The sequence below is a fragment of the Desulfovibrio subterraneus genome, from assembly GCF_013340285.1.
In the GTDB taxonomy this organism is placed as follows: Bacteria; Desulfobacterota; Desulfovibrionia; order Desulfovibrionales; family Desulfovibrionaceae; genus Halodesulfovibrio; species Halodesulfovibrio subterraneus.
Genome location: NZ_BLVO01000013.1, coordinates 731,576 through 751,250, shown reverse-complemented (window position 1 = coordinate 751,250; position 19,675 = coordinate 731,576). Strand labels below are relative to the sequence as shown.

Below are 19,675 nucleotides of genomic sequence, written 5' to 3'. Positions count from 1 at the left end.
CGTGAAGAAAAGCGGGATGCCGGAGCCACTTTCCGGCATCCCCTTTGATCAAATCAGCTGCACTTGGCAGGCGAGGGGGAATCCTTGGCGTAATCATGCAGATATGTGAAAATATCCTTCGCATCACTCTCAGGCATCGCCGGCCACTGCGCATTGCACGGAATCTTGGACGTATCACTGAAAAGCGCCTTCCATTCCTTCTGGGTCTTGGTTGCGGGGGAAAGATCAGATGCGGAAACACCATGGCAACTCCGACAGTGCTTGCGGTACAGGAACTTGCCCTTGCGCGCGTTGCCGCCTTCCGCAGCGAAAGCCATACCGAACGCTGCCGCCACCACCAGTGTGGAAACAAAAAACATCAAGAACTTCCTTTGCATACTTCCTCCTGAATATTCAAAAACGGACTGGGATTCGTCTGAAAATCCATCCACACATATGCATGAAAACTCAACCTTGGATCTTTTATACCTATAGGGGGTATGGGTGTCAATCGTGTTTTTTAAAATTCATCTATACGCTTCGCTACATGGGATAATAAATACAAATAGCGCACATTGTTATGTCATTACAATCTATACCCATACTAGGTATAGCCATGCACAAAAAATTCCTCTCTTATCCCTCTCTTTCCCCCACCGGATCAGCTCCGGATGAATATCTTTCCTCAACCGGAATTATGTCGTACATTACGATAAAAATAGAGCCTCACACGCGCACTTCAGCCCCTCTTTCGAAAGCCATGCGGGAACAACAATGTCGAAGTTCAAGCCGACAACACGGGCATTCATAAACCTCACGCTACTTCTGGTAACGACCATTGTAATGCTCGTCTTCGGTATTACGGATTATATCCGTGAGAAGAACCGCTACCATGATGAACTGAATGTTCTGATCGAGCAGACCACCAAAGAACTGGCGGCCAGTCTGGCCCTGCCCATATGGAACTTTCAGGATGACCAGTCGCAGAAGATCATAGAAAATGCCTTCTTCAATGAGGACATAGCCACCATACTGGTGCACGATTCACTCTCGGACAGAATTGTTGCCGGACGCATGCGCCTGCCGGACGGAAGCATCGTCCCCACAGACCGGATCACTCTCTCTCCGGAACTCATCCTGTCCGAAGCCCCCATAGTCCTGACCGACAGACAAATCGGCCACATTTCGCTGCAGGGAACAACCCACAATCTGGAAGCACTGGCCCGCAAGGCGCTTGTGCGGATTACCGTAACCATCGCCACCCTGAACTTCACTCTCTTCCTTCTCCTCAACATCATCCTCAAGCGCTTTATTGACGCACCGCTCATACGAATAGAAAAGTTCGCCCGCGAAGTGAGCATGCAGGGCACCACAAGCACCTCACTGACGGAAGATTCCTTTCTTTCGGAAATGAACAGCCTGAGGCAATCCATTGTGGTCATGGTGGAACGGCTTCAGGAGCAATATGACGCGCTTGCGGAATCTCAGAAAAAGCTGAGCATCACGGAAACCCGCTACAGGGATCTTTATGAAAACGCCCTTGCCGGAATCTTCCGCATGTCACCCACCGGGGGCATATTGACGGCAAATTCCGCACTTGCGGGCATTCTCGGCTATTCTTCCCCTGCAGAAGTTGTCAGCACCATTTCCGACATCCGCAATCAAGTCTTCACGGAAAAAGAGTTGTTCGACAGACTCATGGCACGACTCGACGAAAATGATCTGGTAACGAATCATCGCATTTTGTTCAAAAAGGCTGACGGGGAAGAAAGAATAGGCACATTGGCCCTGCGCAGCATCCACGATGCCGAAGATCAGCAAAAGCACATCGACGGCATGCTGCACGACACCACCGAGCACACCATGGCGGAAAGAAAGCTGCGTGAAGCTCACGCCTTCACGCAGGAGATTCTGGATTCCATGCCTTCCGTGGTTATCGGCATTGATGGAAAAGGCAGAATTACACACTGCAACAAGAAGGCGCAGGAAGAAACCGGCTGCACGGCCGAAGAGCTTCTCGGCAAGGCGCTTACCGAGAAACTGCCCCGCATGAAAACGCAGGAGGCAAGCATTATTTCTGCGCTGCGGGAACGCAAGACCATTACCCTTACCAACCAGCCGCACGAAGAAAACGGGGCTTCACGCCTGGAATCCATCCTCGTCTTTCCCGTATACAGCGGCGAGTTGCGCGGAGCAGTTATACGCATTGACGACGTGACTGATCAGGCACGCATGGAAGAGCTTATTCTGCAGACGGAAAAAATGATGTCGGTCGGCGGGCTGGCAGCCGGAATGGCCCATGAGATAAACAACCCGCTTGCGGGCATTCTGCTTGGCGTTCAGAACATCATCCGCCGTCTTGAACCGGAAATGGCCGGTAACAAGAAGCTGGCCGAGCAGTTAAGTTTCGACCTTTACTCCATGGGGCAGTACCTTGAGGCGCGAGGCATTCGCAATCTGCTTTTCGGTATCAAGGATTCCGGTGAAAGAGCCGCACGCATTGTGAGCAACATGCTCAGTTTTGCCCGCCAGAGCCAGAGCCACCATATGGTGACCCGTCTGGACCAGCTCATGGACAAGTGCATCGAGCTTGCATCAACCGATTATGATCTGAAGAAAAAATACGATTTCAAGCTCATAACCATAGAACGGGACTATGCTCCCGATACCCCTGAAGTAATGTGCTCTCCGCAGGAGCTTGAACAGGTTATGCTCAACCTGCTCAAAAACGCGGCCTATGCGCTCAACTCCGACTATGCGTCAAAAGCAAGCCCGCGCATTACGGTACGCCTGCGCAAGGAGCATGATTCCGCACACATAGAGGTGGAAGACAACGGCCCCGGCATCAATGAAAAAAATAAACGTCAGGTATTTGAACCCTTCTTCACCACCAAACAACCAGGAGAAGGCACCGGTCTCGGATTGTCGGTTTCCTATTTCATTATCACGCGCAACCACAACGGCAATATCTGGCTGGATACAGAATACCGCAACGGCGCACGTTTCTGCATCACTCTCCCTGCCGCTCAGGAGACTTCCGGTTCCCAGCCCGCAGGAGCATAAAAAAGTCCGGAAAAGACCATGTCTTTTCCGGACTTTTGTCTCCACCACAGATAAATTTTCCGGGACCTTCTGCAAATTCCCGCACAGGCGGGCATGCTCTGCCACCCGTAGCGGCTTTCTGCCGCCAGTTCTCACCAATTCCCGCCAGTTCCCACCAGTTAGTGCTGACCGTATATGAACTCCATCCTCTGCTGAGTGCTCTTCAGCAGCATGCCCAGATCCTGATTCTGACGCAGAAACGCGGCAAACAACCCTAGCCCCACATCGGCAGCGGCCGGAGGCACGGCAAGATCATAGGCAAAATTCCATAGTTCGGCCCGTTGCACAACTTCGGCAAGCCGCCGCTTCAAAGGCCCGTAAAATTCGAGAGGTACCTGCCCGCTCGGAGCCAGCGCCCCCGACCCAGCACTCATCACCTCCTGCAACCTTACCCTGGCGAAATACATGAGAGCCTCGTCCAATCCGTGAATATCCCCATTATTGCCACGGGCCACAACAAGAACATCAATTGGCCCGACAAAGGATTTGCGGATTCCGGGATCTATCAGAGGAAACTCGAAAAAGTCGTAATCCTGCATTTCCTTCCAGCCCAACTGTTCGCCGTAGTATCCCATCACCCACGTTCCGATCAGAGTCATGGCTGCCTTGCCGAGATGCACTTCTTTTGCGGCGCCCGCCCAATCGTTCTTGCCCGTGGCAGGAGAAAAGAATCCTTCATCTATCAACTGTTGCCACAGCGTAAATGCATGCTGCACCTGCGGATCGAGATACGAGGCTTTCCCTTTGACCAACCGGTCTCTGTAGTCAGGTCCGGCGGTTCGCAGCAATAAATAGTCGAACCAGAACTGTGCGGGCCAGCGCTCTCTGTTACCCAGGGAAAGAGGGGCAATACCTGCCCTTTTCAACGTTCTGCAAACCTCGATGAATTCATCCCATGTTTCGGGGGGGGTAATATTCAGGGAGCTGAACAGGTTCCGGTTGAAGAAGAAGCCAACCACATGCTGCGTCACCGGCAGGGCATACCGTTTCCCGTTATATACGCAGGTTTCCGCCACGGCATGAGGAAAAACCCTGTCAAGGCCTGCAGCATTCCATGCTTCATCTATGGGGGCCAGATACCCTGCGTCGACCATATATTGAGTTCGTGCTCCGGCCCAGTAGCTGAACAACTGCGGACGCTGCCCAGAGGCCAGCAGACCTTTTATTCCGGCCTTGAAGGATTCATGATCCATACCCACTGCTTCTATGGGCGATACAGGCGAGCGTGCATTATACTCGGCGACCATTTCGTCAATGCCCCCGGAAAGGGGCCCAGTCCAGTAATGCAGCAGTTTGAGCGGATGTTCCGCCAGAACAGAAGAGGCAGTACCGGCAAAAAGCACACCCCAGCAAAGCGCTGAAAAAACAATCAATTTCAGAAACCGTAAAGCTATGCGGGACATACTCACTCCACCCTGTGTACCGGAATCAGCCATCGCCTTGCAAATCAAGGCACCGTGTTCCCGTGTAATTCGCCTAAACCTTTTTGAATGAATGACTGTCAGTCTATCATATTTTTCGCTCATATAGTAAAGAAAGGCAAGAGTGCATGCACAGCACAAGTCGATATTGAGTGCGCAATGAACCGCTTGCTATATTTTTCACATACTTTTTATCGCTTGCATATATATGATAGTGACCCGTCAATCACACTAGCAAACGGCCGGCGACGCAGGCGACGCCCCCGCTGAAGTGAAAGGGACACATCAGCGACATGCGGCAGCAACGACATTTCGCAATTCACGCAACAGAAATGTGGAGCAATTCACGGCTCCCCCTGGAAGAAGCTGGCAAAACAATTTTTTCAACAGCGTGCAATTTGGTCAATTTGATGCAGGAGGAAGCATGGCAACTGGTGAAACCGTATACAGCGTCTGCGGCATGTGCAGCGTGCGTTGTCCCATTCAGGTGGAGAAACGCAATGGAGAGGCGGCATGGATCATGGGCAATCCGCACTCCGCACTCAAGGGCGGTCTTTGCGCACGTGGCGCAGCCGGCATAGCTCTGGAAAAGGACACCGAGCGCCCTTCCACTCCGCTTATCCGTGTGGGAGAGAGAGGAGAAGGTAAATGGCGCGAAGCCACATGGGAAGAGGCTCTCGACTACGTAGCTGACAAGCTCAAGGCCATTACTGCGGAACATGGCAACCGCAGTGTACTCTGGTCCGACCGTGGCGGCCCGTTTGTTGACCTTCACCAGTCCTTCATGCGCGGCTTAGGCTCTCCCAACTACTGCAACCACGATGCTTCCTGCGCGCGCAACGTGCAGCATGCCGCGCAGTCCGTTCTCGGCATCGGCCGCAAGATGGTTTCGTACGACTTCCGCAACGCCAAGCATATCATCCTGCAGACCCGCAATATTCTGGAAGCCATCAACGTCGCCGAATGCAACGCAGTCATGGACGCACTGGGCAAGGGCTGCAAACTCTCGGTCATAGACATCCGCGCCAACGTGAGCGCAAGCAAGGCAGACAATTTCTTCATGGTGCGCCCCGGCACGGATTACGCATTCAACCTTGCCATCATCAACGAACTGATCACCAAAAAGCTGTACAAGGCTGAGTATGTTGAAAAGTTCGTCAACGGGCTGGAAGAACTCACTGCCTTTACCGCTCCCTACACGGCCGCATGGGCTGCCGGAGAAACCGGCATTCCCGCAGAACGCATTGAAGCTTTTGCCAGAGAGCTGGCCGAAGCCGCCCCCAATGTCATATGGCATCCCGGCTGGATGGTCGCCCGCTACAACGACTCCTTCAACGTGTGCCGCACGGCGTATATCATCAACGCTCTGCTCGGCTCCGTGGGCGTCAAGGGCGGTCTGCCGCTCGTGAATACCCCAAAGGACGTGGGCAAGAAGGGCCTGACCAAGCTTGTGGACCTGTTCCCCAAGCCTGAAGAAAAACGCGCCGACGGTGTGGGCTGGAAGCACCCGCAGTTCGATGGCGGTCCCGGTCTCGTCAACCTTGCATACGATGCTATTGTTTCCGGCGATCCCTATCCTGTCAAAGCGTACCTGTGTTTCCGCCACGACCCCCTCATGGCCATGCCCGACCCCGAAGCACTCAAGAAAAAGTGGGAAGGGCTCGACCTGCTGGTCAGCATAACCTTCAGCTGGTCCGACACGGCATGGCACTCAGACGTGGTGCTTCCCCTGTCCACCTACCTGTCCCGCGAGAGCATCATTGCCTCCAAGTCCGGTCCCAAGCCGCAGTTCTTTGTGCGCCACCGCGCCATGCAGCCCACTGTGAACAGCAAGGCGGACTGGGAAATTCTGTGTGGTCTTGCAGCCCGTCTGGCTGACAGCCACCCCGGCATGGAAAAGCTGGCGTTCAAGTCCATGGAAGAAATATGGGAATACCAGCTCCAGAACACCGGCCTGACCATGCAGGATTTTGCCGCCAAGGGCTTTGTCGAACTGGTGGATGCACCTGTGGTGCGCGAGGTTGAGAGCTTCCCCACTCCCTCCGGCAAGCTGGAAATGGTGAGCGGCAAGTGGGCCAAGGCCGGCATTGATTCGCTCAAGCCCTATGCTTCTCCCGCACATCCCCCGCAGGGCATGTTCCGCATAGCATTCGGCCGCGTCGGCGTGCACACGCAGGGCCACACGGTCAACAACCCGCTTCTTAACGAGCAGATGTCCGAAAACGTGGCATGGATTCACGAATCCCGCGCCAAGGAAATCGGCATTGCAGACGGCGACATGGTCGAAGTGTTCTCCGCAGGCACGAACAGCAGCGCAGGCACCATGCGCGCCTTTGTTACCGAGTGCATCCATCCCGAGGCTCTGTTCATGGTCCACGGGTTCGGCCACAGGCTGCCCGTAGAGTCCCGCGCCATCGGCAAGGGTGTGGCAGATCAGGAACTCATGCCCGGCGGTCTGGAAGTATGGGACCGTTCCGGCGGCGGGCTTTCTCTTCAGGAACACTTTGTAGGCATCCGCAAGGCATAGCAGCAGTCAGGAGAACATAATGAGCAAGTACAGAATGAAACTGGACAAGAACCGCTGCATCCACTGCAAGGCCTGCGAGGTTCACTGCAAGTCCAAGAACAATACCCCCATTGGCATCAAGCTTGGCGTTCATACCTCTTCCCTGCCGGAAATGAAGGACGGCAAGCCGGTCATGAAGGCATCGTACCGCAGCTGTTACCACTGTGAAGAGCCTGCCTGCGTGGACGTATGCCCCACCGAGGCCATGAAGCGCAGAGAATCCGACGGTATCGTCTATGTTGTGCAGGATGAGTGCATAGGCTGCGAAGCCTGCATAGAAGCCTGCCCCTGGCATATTCCGGTATTCAACAAGGCCACCAATACTGTCATGAAGTGCGACTTCTGCATGGACCGTGTAGATGCCGGACTCAAACCCGCCTGTGTTACCGCATGCACAACGCATGCGCTGTCTTTCAACGAAAAATAGCCTACCATCCCCCTTGTATTGCAAAGCCCCCGAACACACCGCCGGGGGCTTCTTTTTTGTCATTTTGATGACCTTACAACTCTAACACGAATCATCATTGATTTTTTCCATTCACCTGCAGTATCTTGGTAAGATCAGACCAGAGTGGTCATCAAATAAAGAGAGAAGCAGAGATGAGTATCAAGTTCAAGTTGTACCTGACGGGAATAGTGGCCCTTGTCGGATTGGGACTCGTTTTTATTATCAACGAGATAGGAGCCCGACAAATCGACCGGGCGTTTCAGGTAGCCCACACCATTCAACAGTCGGAAGTGCACCTGCTACAGGCCCGCCGGAATGAGAAGGACTTTCTTGCCCGCAAGAATCTTGAGTATCGTAAAAAGCTCGATAATATCGTGGACATGTCACTTGAGGAACTGAGCGCAGTCGCCGCCGCAGAGCCGGAAATGGCTGCGGAGGCCAATAACGTCAGCTCCCAGATGCAACTCTACAAGGAACAGTTTGCTGCCCTCACAGACCTTGTTGTTCAATTGGGACTCTCGGAAGACAAGGGACTGAGCGGCTCACTGCGTGATGCCATACACAAGGCAGAGGCCATCATATCCGCACAGAATGACAACGAACTTCTTGCACTCATGCTCACATTGCGCCGTCATGAAAAGGACTACATGCTGCGCAGCAATGTAAAATACATAGATAAATTCAAAACCGATCACAGCAAAATGCTGGGCGTGCTCAATGCCTCCACAGCATATCCTGAACAGACGAAAGCCGAGATGCTGAAATATATGGATGCCTATCTGGTGGCATTCACCAACTACGCCTCCACTGCGGAACAGGCCACGGCCAGCCTCGAAAACCTGCGCAAAACAGCCGGCAGCGTCGAACCGGCCCTTGAGCAGCTTGTGGAGGAAATTCAGGCCATCATTGACGCACAGCGCGCCTCCACCGCCAGAGTGACAGTCATAGTGGAGTCCGCCACAGCGCTGCTGCTTGCCCTGCTCATTTTCTGGGTTATCCGCTCCATTGTGGGCAATGTCACTGCATTGCAGTTTGCTTCACGCAAGGTAGCCAAAGGTGATTACGATGCCTGTGCACAGATCTCCTTTACCGGCGAGCTGGAATCTCTCCGTCTGGACATCGTGAGCATGGTGCAGGAACTCAAGCGCAACATGGAAATTGCTGCTGAAAAGGAACGCCACGCCCTTGAGCAATCCGGTATGGCAAAGACTGCCATGGAAGAGGCTCACAAAGAAAAGGAACACGCCTCGGCACTGCTTACAACCATGAAGGATGTTGCCGCGCAGGCGGCTGCCATTGCCGGGGAACTGACATCCGCATCTGACGAGCTTTCCGCGCAGTCTGCCATCATCAATGAGGGGGCCGAACTTCAGAAGCAACAGACCGAGGAAGTGGCAACCGCCATGGAGCAGATGAACGCAACGGTTCTGGATGTTTCAAGCAATGCTTCGCATGCCGCGGAAGGTGCTGAAGAGGCACGCAGGCACGCCCTTTCCGGCGCATCCATCGTAGACAATGTCATTCAGGCAACCACCGAGGCCCACACCAAGTCGGTGGCCCTTACCTCCTCCCTTGATGAACTGGGCGAACGGGCGCAGGCCATAGGCCAGATCATGAGTGTTATCACCGACATTGCGGACCAAACCAACCTGCTGGCCCTGAACGCCGCCATTGAAGCTGCACGCGCCGGTGAAGCCGGACGAGGATTTGCCGTGGTGGCGGATGAAGTACGCAAGCTTGCCGAAAAAACCATGAATGCCACCGGAGAAGTGCGTAATGCCATTACCGGCATTCAGGAAGGTACCAAGAACAATATCGATGCAATGCATCAGGCTTCCGAAGTTGTCCGTAAAAGCACGGAACTTACCAAGACAGCCGGGGAATCGCTCTCTTCCATCGTACAAATTACCAACACCACGGCGGACCAGATGCGCTCCATAGCCACAGCATCTGAAGAGCAATCCGCCACCAGCGAGCAGATAACCCGTTCCACGGAGGAGATAAGCTCCATTGCTGAAAAAACCAGCCAAAATACGGAGCTGGCAACCGAGGCCATTCACAGACTCAATACATTGATACAAAAATTGAACGGACTCATCACACGGCTTAATGCCGTATAAGGTCCCCCCGCAAAAGAAAGGAGCGTAACAAGATGATTGTTCCGCTCCTTTTTCGATCAGCAGAACCTGTAATGTTTAATGCTGTCATCGGTCCGATTTTATGTCATACGTATAGGCGTGCCCCGGCGCATACTGACTATTCCTCGTGAACCATCAGGAGAACAGACATGGAATCGAACTCACAAACACGCTCCTTCGGCAATGCGGGACTGATAACCGCTGCGCTGGCACTGGCTGCCAGCATTGTCATTGCCAGCATTGTGCTGGGAGACGCCTTGGGACAATTCAAATCATATGACCGCTATGTTTCCGTAAAAGGGCTAGCGGAACGCGAATTTCCCGCTGACAGCGTCATATGGCCCATAAGCTTTACGGTTACCGGCAACGAATTGCCTGCCCTGCAGAAAAAGATTGAAGAATCCGAACAGGCTGTCAGAGCTTTTCTTGCCGCAAACAATCTGGGCGACGCCCAGGCCACACGCTCCACGCCGCGCATAACCGACCACTACGCATACGGTGGCAGCCCCGAACAGCGCCCCCCGCACCGCTACTCTGCTGAGGCAGTACTGACCGTGCGCAGTAACAAGATTCAGATGGTAAAGGAAGCCATGACCGCAACCGGTGCCCTGCTGGAAAAGGGTGTCATGCTGGTTTACTCCTATGACTATCAGCCCAAGTTTGACTTCACCCGCCTTAACGACGTGAAGCCCGAGATGATTGCCGCAGCCACCAAGAATGCCCGCGAAGCCGCCACCAAGTTTGCGGCAGATTCCGGCAGCAAGGTGGGCAGCATCCGCCAGGCCCGTCAGGGTGTATTCTCCATTGAGCAGCGCGACCCCTATTCGCCTGAAATCAAGGTGCTGCGCGTGGTGACCAGTGTGGACTTCTTTCTTGAGCAATAGCCCCTCTACCCGTTGACGCAAAAGCCGCTTCGTTCCTTCCGGACCGAAGCGGCTTTTTTTGTTTATTGAACCAGAGCGAGTATCAGGGAACAAAGGCTGTCACAGCCACGGGACATCCGGTACCGCCTTCCAGCTTCAGCCCGCCGATAACCATCACCGTCCCTGTGGGTGGCAGCCTATCCAGATTGGCGAGGCACTCCAGCACCAGTCTGCCCGATCCAAGCGCGCAGCGGTTCACAGAAAAGGTCTCGTCCATCGGGCTGTCCACCCCATGGGTATCTATGCCCAGTCCGGCCACATTGCGGTCCGCCACAAGCAGACGGGTCACATCGGGAGAGAACGCCGGAAAGCACATGGAGTTTGCGGATATCCCCGTAGAAGACTGTTCCTGCAAGCCCAGAAAGGCGGCAGGGTCATTCCACTTTGCCCCCCAGCCGGTGTGCAGGCAAAACAGTGCTCCGGCAGGAACACGGCCATGCTCCTGCTCCCACCGCAACAGGTCTTCCGGCAGAAACACTGCCGACGCATTCTCCGCAGCGCGGTCCGAAAAATCAGCCACCACTACAGGGAGCACCGGAGGGGGGACAAGCATGGCCGCTATATCCGCCCCCTCCTCGAAAAAGGTATTGGGCGCATTGCAATGCGTGCCTGCGTGTTCACTCATGGTGAAACTGCGAAGCTGGTACCCGTCTTCCTCAAGTCCCGCACAGGCAACGAACCGCGTGAGCGGGTCACCGGGCCAGTGCGGCATCCGGAATGATACCGGGTGCGAACAATCCACATACCGCATGCGCAAGAGCGATGCAGGCATCATTTATTGTTTCGTGCACGCGGGGCGAGCATCATTTCAGGGTCAAGCAGGCTGCAAATTTCATCAGCATTGGCAACGCCTGATTCCCTGACAATCTGGCAGACATCCTTGCCCGACTCCTGAGCCTGTTTTACAAGGCTGGCCGCTTCTTCATACCCAAGAACAGGGGCAAGCGCGGTAACAACTCCCAGAGAGCCCTTCACCAGTTGCAGACAGCGTTCGGGATTGGCGGTTATGCCGTCTATGCACCGGCGGCGAAGCGTGACGAAAGCCCGAGACAGCATCTCCAACCCCTGAAAGAGGTTGAAGGCGATGATAGGAAGAAACACGTTCAGCTGCAGCTGGCCGGATTCCGCCGCCATGGTCACGGTCATGTCGTTGCCGATGACCTGGTAGGCCACCTGATTGACCAGCTCGGGAATAACAGGGTTCACCTTGCCGGGCATGATGGAGGAACCGGGCTGGACAGCAGGAAGGTTTATCTCACGAAGGCCGGTGAAAGGGCCGGAAGACAGCAGTCTGAGGTCATTACAGATCTTGGAAATTTTGACAGAAATCCGCTTGAGCATACCGGAAAGCATGACATAGGCTCCGGCATCGCTCGTTGCCTCGATAAGATTCTCCGCACGTCTGATGGGCAGGCCGGTAATACCGGCAAGCCGCGTGACCACTATATCGGAATACCCCACCACGGAATTAATGCCGGTCCCCACCGCAGTGGCCCCCATATTCACTTCGCAGAGAAGCAGGCGCATTTCCTCAAGGCGCTGGATATCCTCTCCCACGGTCACGCCCCATGCGGCAAATTCCGCACCCAGCGTAATGGGAACGGCATCCTGCAGCTGTGTGCGTGCCATCTTGATGACACGGGCAAACTCGGTTCCTTTTGCATCCAGCCCCTCGCGCAATTCGCGAATGGCCCTGATGAGCTCATCAATATAACGGACCAGCGCAATGCGGAACGCCGTGGGGTACACATCGTTTGTGGATTGCGACAGATTCACATGGTTCAGAGGATGGATGAAGTGATATTCACCCTTTGCATGACCCGCTATTTCCAGCGCCCTATTACAGATTACCTCGTTGGCATTCATGTTCACGGAGGTTCCTGCCCCGCCCTGCACCACGTCCACCACAAATTGCGAGTCCAGCATGCCGCTGCGCACGTCACGGCAGGCCTGCACTATGGCTTCTCCAATCGAATCGGGCAGCAGGTCAAGTTCCATGTTGGCTAGGCAGGCAGCCTTTTTTACTTCCGCCAGCGCCTGTATCATTCTGTCGAAACGGGAAATAGGAATGCCGGAGATATCAAAATTCTCCAGCGCCCGCAGGGTTTGAACACCGTAATACGCGTCTACGGGTACCTTGTGATTCCCAAGACTGTCGTGCTCCATGCGATAATCCATGCGACCTCCGCATCTGTGCTGCGTATGAGTTTTATCAGGTTTGTTACTCATACTATGTCAGCAACAAATTGCAACCCGTCAACAGGTGTTGCCCGTTCTACTATAGTCATGCTATACAATGGGTTAACAGCTTAATTTCTGCATAGGCAATACAGCATGCAAAATATGGCTGCGCGACACCACTCGCACGGGTAGGCACGATGAGCTCAAAACGGCTTCAATCACTGCAACCATGGGCAAGTGGCACTCTGAAATATCATGAACAGAGGTGTGCACGTGGCGCTTTTTCACTGCAAGCAATGTGATATAACGAAAGACGTTCCGGATTCCTTCATCGGCAAGCCTGTCCGTTGCCCTTCATGCAGACGGGCCATTGTCGTTATGGCAGGCGTATCTGAAGAAACGGTCCCGCCTTCCCGCAGGCTTTCTTCTGACACTGCAGCCCCACACACAGAGCCTGAAGGCCTCCCGTCCGGAACAGAACAGAGGGGCAGCTCCGCATCCCTGCATTCCTCGACGGAGAAGGTGGATATAAACACCGTCCAGCGTCCGGATAAACGCCCCTTCACCTATGGCGGTCTGGTCCCCAACCTGCTTGCGGGGCTGGAAGGCGGCCTGCTGTTGCTGTTCTTCTGCATATCCATTGCCATGCTGGTACACGAGGTTGCTCCCGGGCTTTGCGCTTTTGATACCGTTCTCGGCATGGCCCTCATATCAAGCACGGTTTTCTGTATAAGCATGTCCGTTCGCAGCAGATTGCCCGTTGTCGCAGCAGGACCGGAAACCATTGTCTGCGGCCTGCTCTATCTGTTCGGTTCCTTCATGCAGACCAAGGCAGCCGTGCTGACACCTGATGCCACAAGCGCAACGTTACTGGCCGGCCTTCTTGCGTGCACCGTCATGACCGCCGTGGTCACGCACCTTGCCGCCTTCATGGATGCCGGCAAAATACTGCGCTACATTCCCCAGCCCATAATAGGGGGCATGCTGGCCATGGTCGGCATTCTGCTCATCAAGGGAGCCATACATCTCAGCTTACTTGACCCCTTCTGCATAAAGGCTCTGCTGCCCGCGTGGAACCTGGAAACCTGCATGAAGTGGATTCCGGCAGCAGCCTTCGGCCTGCTGCTCACTCTGGCTCTTTATCGAACCAAAAACGCCTTCATGAATATTGTGCTCATCCTCCTGGCCACAGGAGTAAGCCACGGCCTGCTCCGCTACTGGGGATTCTCCCTGCCCGCAGCGCAGGAAATGAACCTGCTTATGTTTCCGACGCAAATTACAATTCCCTGGGAGGTGGTCAGCTTTGACACCCTTGCCAACATCCGCTGGGATATTCTGCTTGAGGGTGCCCCCTATCTGGTCGCGATAACCCTGCTCATCACCCTTTCTCTCGCGCAGAAGGTTTATTCACTGGAACTGCTTATGGAAGAGGAGGTAGACCTCAACAAACTGCTCAAAAACCTCGCCACAGCCAACACCATAAGCGCCCTTCTCGGCGGCCTGCCCGGCTCCATATCCATATCCCGAAGCATGGCTTCTGGAAAATTGGGAAAAATCGGCCCCATGGCAGGAATAACGGCCGGTCTCATCTGCGGCTCAGCCATTTTCTGGGCAGGGCCTCTGCTTGGGTATCTGCCCCGCTTCATTCCGGCAGGCATGCTGGTCTTTCTTGGGCTTTCCATACTGCGCAAGTGGCTTGTGGATTCCAAACGGGAAATGACCAGAAAGGATGATTACATCCTGCTTGTTCTCGTCTTTGCCATCGCCGTGGCCTTCGGCATTCTGGCAGGCATGACGGCGGGTTTCCTCTTCTCCATCCTGATTCTGGCAAGCCGCTACAGCAAGGTTTCCGTCATCAAGCACACGTTCAACGGCAGCACGTACCGCAGCCGTGTGGACCGCGGGGCGGAACATCTGGCCATACTGAAATCACGCGGCAACGCCATTCTCCTGATGCGTTTGCAGGGCTTCATATTCCTCGGGTCAACCACACCGATCATCGCCGCCATCCGCCAACGGCTGCAGGATGAGAACGAGCCGCCGCTCAAATATCTGATAATAGACTTTTCACGCGTCAGCGGCCTTGCTTCGCAGGTGGCCATTAGCTTCACCCAGTTCAAGAATATTGCTCGCAAAAGCGGCTTCAATCTCATCTTCACCAACGTCCCGTTCGAGGTTGAACAACTGCTTGAAGAAAACGGCTACACGCTCAACGAGCCGGATGGCGTTTCCATGTCCTTCGTGGAGATGGATTATGCGCTGGAATGGTGCGAAGACAACATACTCAGAGAAGCCGGAGCGTCTGTCCTTGCGGAAGAAAAACTGGAAAAAATGCTGGCCCCCACTTTCCCAGATCCGGAAAAGCTGCCTCTGCTCATGCCCTATCTGGAAAAAATGACTTACTCCAACAAGGAGTACATCTTCCGGCAAGGCGACACGGCCAAGGACATGTTTTTTATCGAGCGCGGCATGGTGACCATACAGCTTGAGTTGGGGGGCAGAAAAACCACCCGCATCAAGAAGATGGGACCGGGCACGGTGGTCGGAGAAATGGGCATTTACACGCAGGCACCCCGTTCAGCATCCGCAGTGGCGGAAGGCAACTGCGTGCTCTACCGGCTCTCTAAAGCCACGCTGGATGAACTGCAGCTCAAGGAACCGATGCTGACTTCGTCTCTGCACCGCTTCATCGTCAACCTGCTCTCGCAGAGGGTTATGGACGCCAACTACCACGTGATGGACCTGCTACGCTAGACAGCACCCCCCCGCGCATGCAAAAGGCCCCGTTCAATGAACGGGGCCTTCTTCGTAATGCGCATGCTCCGGCGCTATCTGCGCGTGGCCACTGCCAGCGTATCAAGCTCATAGGGCGCATAGAGCGCATTTAAAGCATCGGGCGAACGGAGTTCGCGAAGCACAACACCTTCGGCGCTCAGGTCGACCTTTTTGCCGGTATGGCTTTCCACCACGGCTTCAATATAGCTTTCATCCAGCAGGGCCGGATCAGTTTTCACCACCGTTGTTTCGGGCAGAGCACCGGAATCCGCACGGTGACCGGGCAGATAGATGGCGCCGGTGCCAAAATCGACCGCAAAGGCAACTACACCGGGGATGATGAAAAAGAACAGGCCGATAGCATCAAGAATGGCTACGCCGGGATCTACGCGGCCGGGACGCTGCCCTTTGCGTTCAGGATACAGGATCATGCCGCACGCGGTAAGCTGCACTACCATCGCAAGGCACACGCAGAGTGAAACAAGACGGGTCCAGATAGTCATTACAGATCTCCTCGCGGTTATTCTCGTTCTCCCCCACGACTGAAAACCTTCATAATAAAAAGCCGATTCGATTGCAAAACGAAACCCCGCCTTGCGGCGGGGTTCATATTCGCTTCAGGCTGCGGCAAGTTCTACTTTACTACGGAAGCCTTGATAATGGTCACGGGTTCAGTAGGAACGTTTTCATGGAATCCGGAGGTACCGGTAGGTACGCCCTTGATCTTATCCACGACTTCGGTTCCTTCCACAACCTTGCCGAAAACGCAGTATCCCCATCCCTGCATGGTCTTGCCGGAGTGGTTGAGGAAGTGGTTGTCATTCACGTTGATGAAGAACTGGGAACTCGCGGAATGGGGAGCCATGGTGCGGGCCATGGCGATGGTGTATTTGAGGTTCTTGAGGCCGTTATCAGCCTCGTTCTCGATTTCATCACGGGTGGGCTTCTGCACCATGTTGGCGTCAAAACCACCGCCCTGAACCATGAATCCGTCGATAACGCGATGGAAGATGGTACCGTCGTAGAAACCGTCTTCAACGTACTGCACAAAGTTGGCAGCAGTCTTGGGAGCCTTTTCGGCATCGAGTTCCAGAACGATATCACCCATGGAGGTTTCAAGCTTGATCACGGGATGTCCCCCTTGCGCCAGCGCGGAGCCGGCAGTCACGGTTATAAAAGCAAGTGCGAGAGCGCACATCCAAAAAATCCGCATGAGATACACTCCCTGTTAGCGGTATAAGCCTATTTCAAGGCGAAATGTGCTTTAGCAAAACTTGCGGGCATGAGCAACCTTACCCGCCTTGGGCTTTCCGCATGCCCTGTATGAAAAGTAGCTGCATCCTCCGTACTGGAGGTTTTATCGCAACAATTACAAAACACTACCACCAATGTGTATTCCTAAAGCGTTGTGTCTGCAATTGGTCAAACCGTTCATACGTTCTGAACACGCTGATTAGCCTTTCCTCTCAGCCCACGCAAGAAAGCGCGCCACTACACAAAGGCAGGGGCGCGCTCAATACTGTCATGACATGACTTACAGCAGATTGAACACAAGTTGGTCGTTGTCCAAACCTATACGCACCTGTCCCCCGTCATGCAGCTCTCCCGCAATGATCATCCGGGCAAGAGGCGTTTCCACGTGTTGCTGCAGATAACGCCGCAGCGGACGGGCTCCGTATACGGGGTCGTACGCTACCCTTGCGATATGATCGGCCGCGGTCTCATCCAGCTCGACAATGATGGAACGCTCGGCAAGACGACCTTGTATGCGCTCCATGAGAAGCCGGACAATGCTCTTGATCTGATCGAGCATGAGCGGTCTGAACAGTACCGTTTCATCAACACGGTTCAGGAATTCCGGCCTGAAACTTGTTCTGAGCTCCTGCAGAACCTCTTCCCGGACACCGGGCCTGAACTCGCCATCTTCGGTTATGCCGTCCAGCATGATCGGAGCCCCGATGTTGGATGTCATGATGATGATGGTGTTCTTGAAGTTCACCGTACGGCCATGACTGTCCGTCAGACGCCCATCGTCCAGAATCTGGAGCAACGCGTTGAACACATCGGGATGCGCCTTTTCTATTTCGTCAAAGAGCACCACGCTGTATTGCTTGCGGCGCACGGCCTCTGTCAGCTGGCCGCCTTCATCATAGCCGACGTAGCCGGGAGGCGCACCGATAAGCCGCGCCACCGTGTGCTTTTCCATATATTCGCTCATGTCGAGACGCACGATGTTATCTTCCGAATCAAAGAGCGAAGCTGCCAGCGTTTTGCACAGTTCAGTCTTGCCGACGCCCGTGGGACCAAGGAAGATGAAGGAACCTATGGGCCTGTTGGGGTCGGAAAGTCCGGCTCTGGACCGCAGCACGGCTTCCGCCACAGCGGTAACGGCCTCTTCCTGCCCGACAACCCGCTTATGCAGCTCTTCCCCGAGACGCAGCAGCTTTTCCCGCTCGGCTTCAAGCAGTTTGGAAACGGGAATACCCGTCCAGCGCGCCACGATTTCGGCAATGTCTTCCGGATGCACTTCTTCCTTGAGAAGCCTGCCGTCTTTGTCTTCTCCGACCTGAGATTCCGCAAGCAGCTTCTCAAGATTCAGCAGTGTGGAATACTTGAGTTCGGCGGCACGGTTCAGGTCATAATTACGTTCAGCCTCTTCAATGGCGCGGCGGGTGCGCTCAATCTCTTCCTTGAGATTGCGCTCGGAATTGATGGACCCCTTTTCGCGTTCCCACTGCGACAGCAGCGCAGCCTGATTCTCCCGCAGGCCCGCAAGTTCGTTTTCCAGCTTGCGCAGCCGTTCACGGGAGCCTTCGTCGCTCTCGCGGCGCAGTGCTTCTCTTTCTATCTCAAGCTGCATGATCTTGCGGTTCGCCTCGTCAAGTTCGGACGGAAGCGAATCTATCTCTGTCCGGATCATGGCGGCGGCTTCGTCAATCAGGTCAATGGCCTTGTCCGGCAGCTGCCTGTCGGCAATATACCTGTCCGACAGGGTGACGGCTTCCACAATGGCGGAGTCGCTTATGCGCACGCCATGGTGCACCTCAAAACGCTCTTTCAGACCGCGCAGAATGGAAACCGTATCCTCCACGCTGGGTTCGTCCACAATAATGGGCTGGAACCGGCGTTCGAATGCGGGGTCTTTTTCAATGTACTTGCGGTACTCATCCAGCGTGGTTGCGCCTATGCAGTGCAGCTCGCCCCGTGCCAGCATGGGCTTGAGCAGGTTGCTTGCATCCATGGCTCCATCAGTCTTGCCCGCACCGACGATGATATGCAGCTCGTCGATAAACATGAGAATCCGGCCTTCGGCCTTTTCCACTTCCTTGAGCACGGCCTTGAGACGCTCTTCAAACTCGCCGCGATACTTGGCGCCCGCAATAAGCGCCCCCATATCCAGCGCAAAGAGGCTCTTGTTCTTCAGACTTTCCGGCACGTCACCATTGAGTATGCGGTGTGCCAGTCCTTCCACGATGGCGGTTTTGCCCACGCCTGCCTCACCGATCAGAACAGGGTTGTTCTTGGTACGGCGGGAAAGAATGCGGATGGTGCGGCGGATTTCCGCATCACGGCCGATCACGGGGTCCAGCTTGCCCTTGCGGGCTTCTTCCACAAGGTCACGCCCGTATTTCTTGAGCGCTTCATATGTGTCTTCAGGATTGGGCGAAGTAACACGCTGCGCACCGCGCACATGCGTCAGGGCTGCGAGCACCTTGTCCTGCGTCAGGCCGAATTCCTTGTTCACCCGGCCTATTTCGCTGGTTGCAGGCTCATCAAGCGCAGCGCAGAACAGATGCTCCACGCTCACGTATTCGTCCTGCAGGCGCTTGGCAAAATCCTGCGCCCGCACCAGCATGCGGTTCAGACGCTGTGTGACATAGATGGAGTCCGGCCCCACGCCGGGACCGCTGACAGAAGGCCGTCTGCGCAATTCCTTGCCCAGAGCCTCGAGATACGCCTTGGGCTTATGCCCCATCTGTTCCAGCAGACGGCTGACAAGCCCGTTCTCCTGCTCCACCAGCGCCTGCACAAGATGCTCAACGTCCACCTGCTGGTGTCCCAGACGGATGGCAACGTTCTGCGCCTCGCTGATGGCAAGTTGTGATTTTTCGGTGAATTGGTTCAGATTCATGCGTCATCTC

13 protein-coding genes are annotated in these 19,675 nt (G+C 54.8%); 6 read left to right on the top strand and 7 right to left on the bottom strand.

From position 1 onward, the window contains the following. Positions 1–53: 53 nt before the first annotated feature. Positions 54–377, bottom strand: a complete 324-nt coding sequence (locus HUV30_RS10225; protein WP_174405328.1) for a c-type cytochrome — start codon at positions 375–377, stop codon at positions 54–56. A 376-nt stretch (positions 378–753) separates the two neighbouring features. Here HUV30_RS10225 and HUV30_RS10220 point away from each other — a divergent pair, with 376 nt between their 5' ends. Beyond that, on the top strand, positions 754–3,042 hold the full coding sequence (locus HUV30_RS10220) for a PAS domain-containing sensor histidine kinase (protein WP_174405327.1): 2,289 nt from the start codon (positions 754–756) through the stop codon (positions 3,040–3,042). 158 nt (positions 3,043–3,200) lie between these two features. On the opposite strand, the gene HUV30_RS10215 is transcribed toward HUV30_RS10220, so the two are convergent. Further along, positions 3,201–4,484, bottom strand: a complete 1,284-nt coding sequence (locus tag HUV30_RS10215) for an extracellular solute-binding protein (protein WP_174405326.1) — start codon at positions 4,482–4,484, stop codon at positions 3,201–3,203. 442 nt (positions 4,485–4,926) lie between these two features. Here HUV30_RS10215 and HUV30_RS10210 point away from each other — a divergent pair, with 442 nt between their 5' ends. From HUV30_RS10210 to HUV30_RS10195, 4 genes are all read left to right on the top strand, one after another. Continuing rightward, positions 4,927–7,029, top strand: a complete 2,103-nt coding sequence (locus tag HUV30_RS10210) for a molybdopterin-dependent oxidoreductase (protein ID WP_174405325.1) — start codon at positions 4,927–4,929, stop codon at positions 7,027–7,029. 19 nt (positions 7,030–7,048) lie between these two features. Next, positions 7,049–7,495 (top strand): 4Fe-4S dicluster domain-containing protein, encoded by a 447-nt coding sequence (locus HUV30_RS10205; RefSeq protein ID WP_174405324.1) that lies wholly within the window; start codon positions 7,049–7,051, stop codon positions 7,493–7,495. 173 nt (positions 7,496–7,668) lie between these two features. Next, on the top strand, positions 7,669–9,636 hold the full coding sequence (locus HUV30_RS10200) for a methyl-accepting chemotaxis protein (protein ID WP_174405323.1): 1,968 nt from the start codon (positions 7,669–7,671) through the stop codon (positions 9,634–9,636). Positions 9,637–9,803: 167 nt separating this feature from the next. Further along, complete coding sequence (locus HUV30_RS10195) at positions 9,804–10,538, top strand: SIMPL domain-containing protein (protein ID WP_174405322.1); 735 nt, start codon at positions 9,804–9,806, stop codon at positions 10,536–10,538. Between the two features lie 82 nt (positions 10,539–10,620). Here HUV30_RS10195 and HUV30_RS10190 read toward each other — a convergent pair whose 3' ends face one another. Together HUV30_RS10190 and HUV30_RS10185 are read right to left on the bottom strand one after the other, a co-directional pair. Beyond that, positions 10,621–11,328, bottom strand: a complete 708-nt coding sequence (locus tag HUV30_RS10190; RefSeq protein ID WP_276512318.1) for a cyclase family protein — start codon at positions 11,326–11,328, stop codon at positions 10,621–10,623. Between the two features lie 20 nt (positions 11,329–11,348). Beyond that, positions 11,349–12,755 carry an aspartate ammonia-lyase gene (locus HUV30_RS10185; RefSeq protein WP_174405321.1) on the bottom strand — a complete coding sequence of 469 codons (1,407 nt, stop codon included), beginning with the start codon at positions 12,753–12,755 and terminating at the stop codon, positions 11,349–11,351. A gap of 525 nt (positions 12,756–13,280) precedes the next feature. Here HUV30_RS10185 and HUV30_RS10180 point away from each other — a divergent pair. After that, on the top strand, positions 13,281–15,512 hold the full coding sequence (locus HUV30_RS10180) for a cyclic nucleotide-binding domain-containing protein (RefSeq protein ID WP_174405320.1): 2,232 nt from the start codon (positions 13,281–13,283) through the stop codon (positions 15,510–15,512). 74 nt (positions 15,513–15,586) lie between these two features. Here the strand turns inward: HUV30_RS10180 and HUV30_RS10175 are convergent, their stop codons facing one another. From HUV30_RS10175 to clpB, 3 genes are all read right to left on the bottom strand, one after another. Then, complete coding sequence (locus HUV30_RS10175) at positions 15,587–16,036, bottom strand: hypothetical protein (protein ID WP_174405319.1); 450 nt, start codon at positions 16,034–16,036, stop codon at positions 15,587–15,589. Between the two features lie 131 nt (positions 16,037–16,167). Then, complete coding sequence (locus HUV30_RS10170; protein WP_269891262.1) at positions 16,168–16,662, bottom strand: peptidylprolyl isomerase; 495 nt, start codon at positions 16,660–16,662, stop codon at positions 16,168–16,170. Between the two features lie 405 nt (positions 16,663–17,067). Further along, positions 17,068–19,665: an ATP-dependent chaperone ClpB gene (gene clpB / locus HUV30_RS10165; protein ID WP_174405317.1), complete on the bottom strand. Its 2,598-nt coding sequence runs from the start codon at positions 19,663–19,665 to the stop codon at positions 17,068–17,070. Positions 19,666–19,675: the final 10 nt, after the last annotated feature.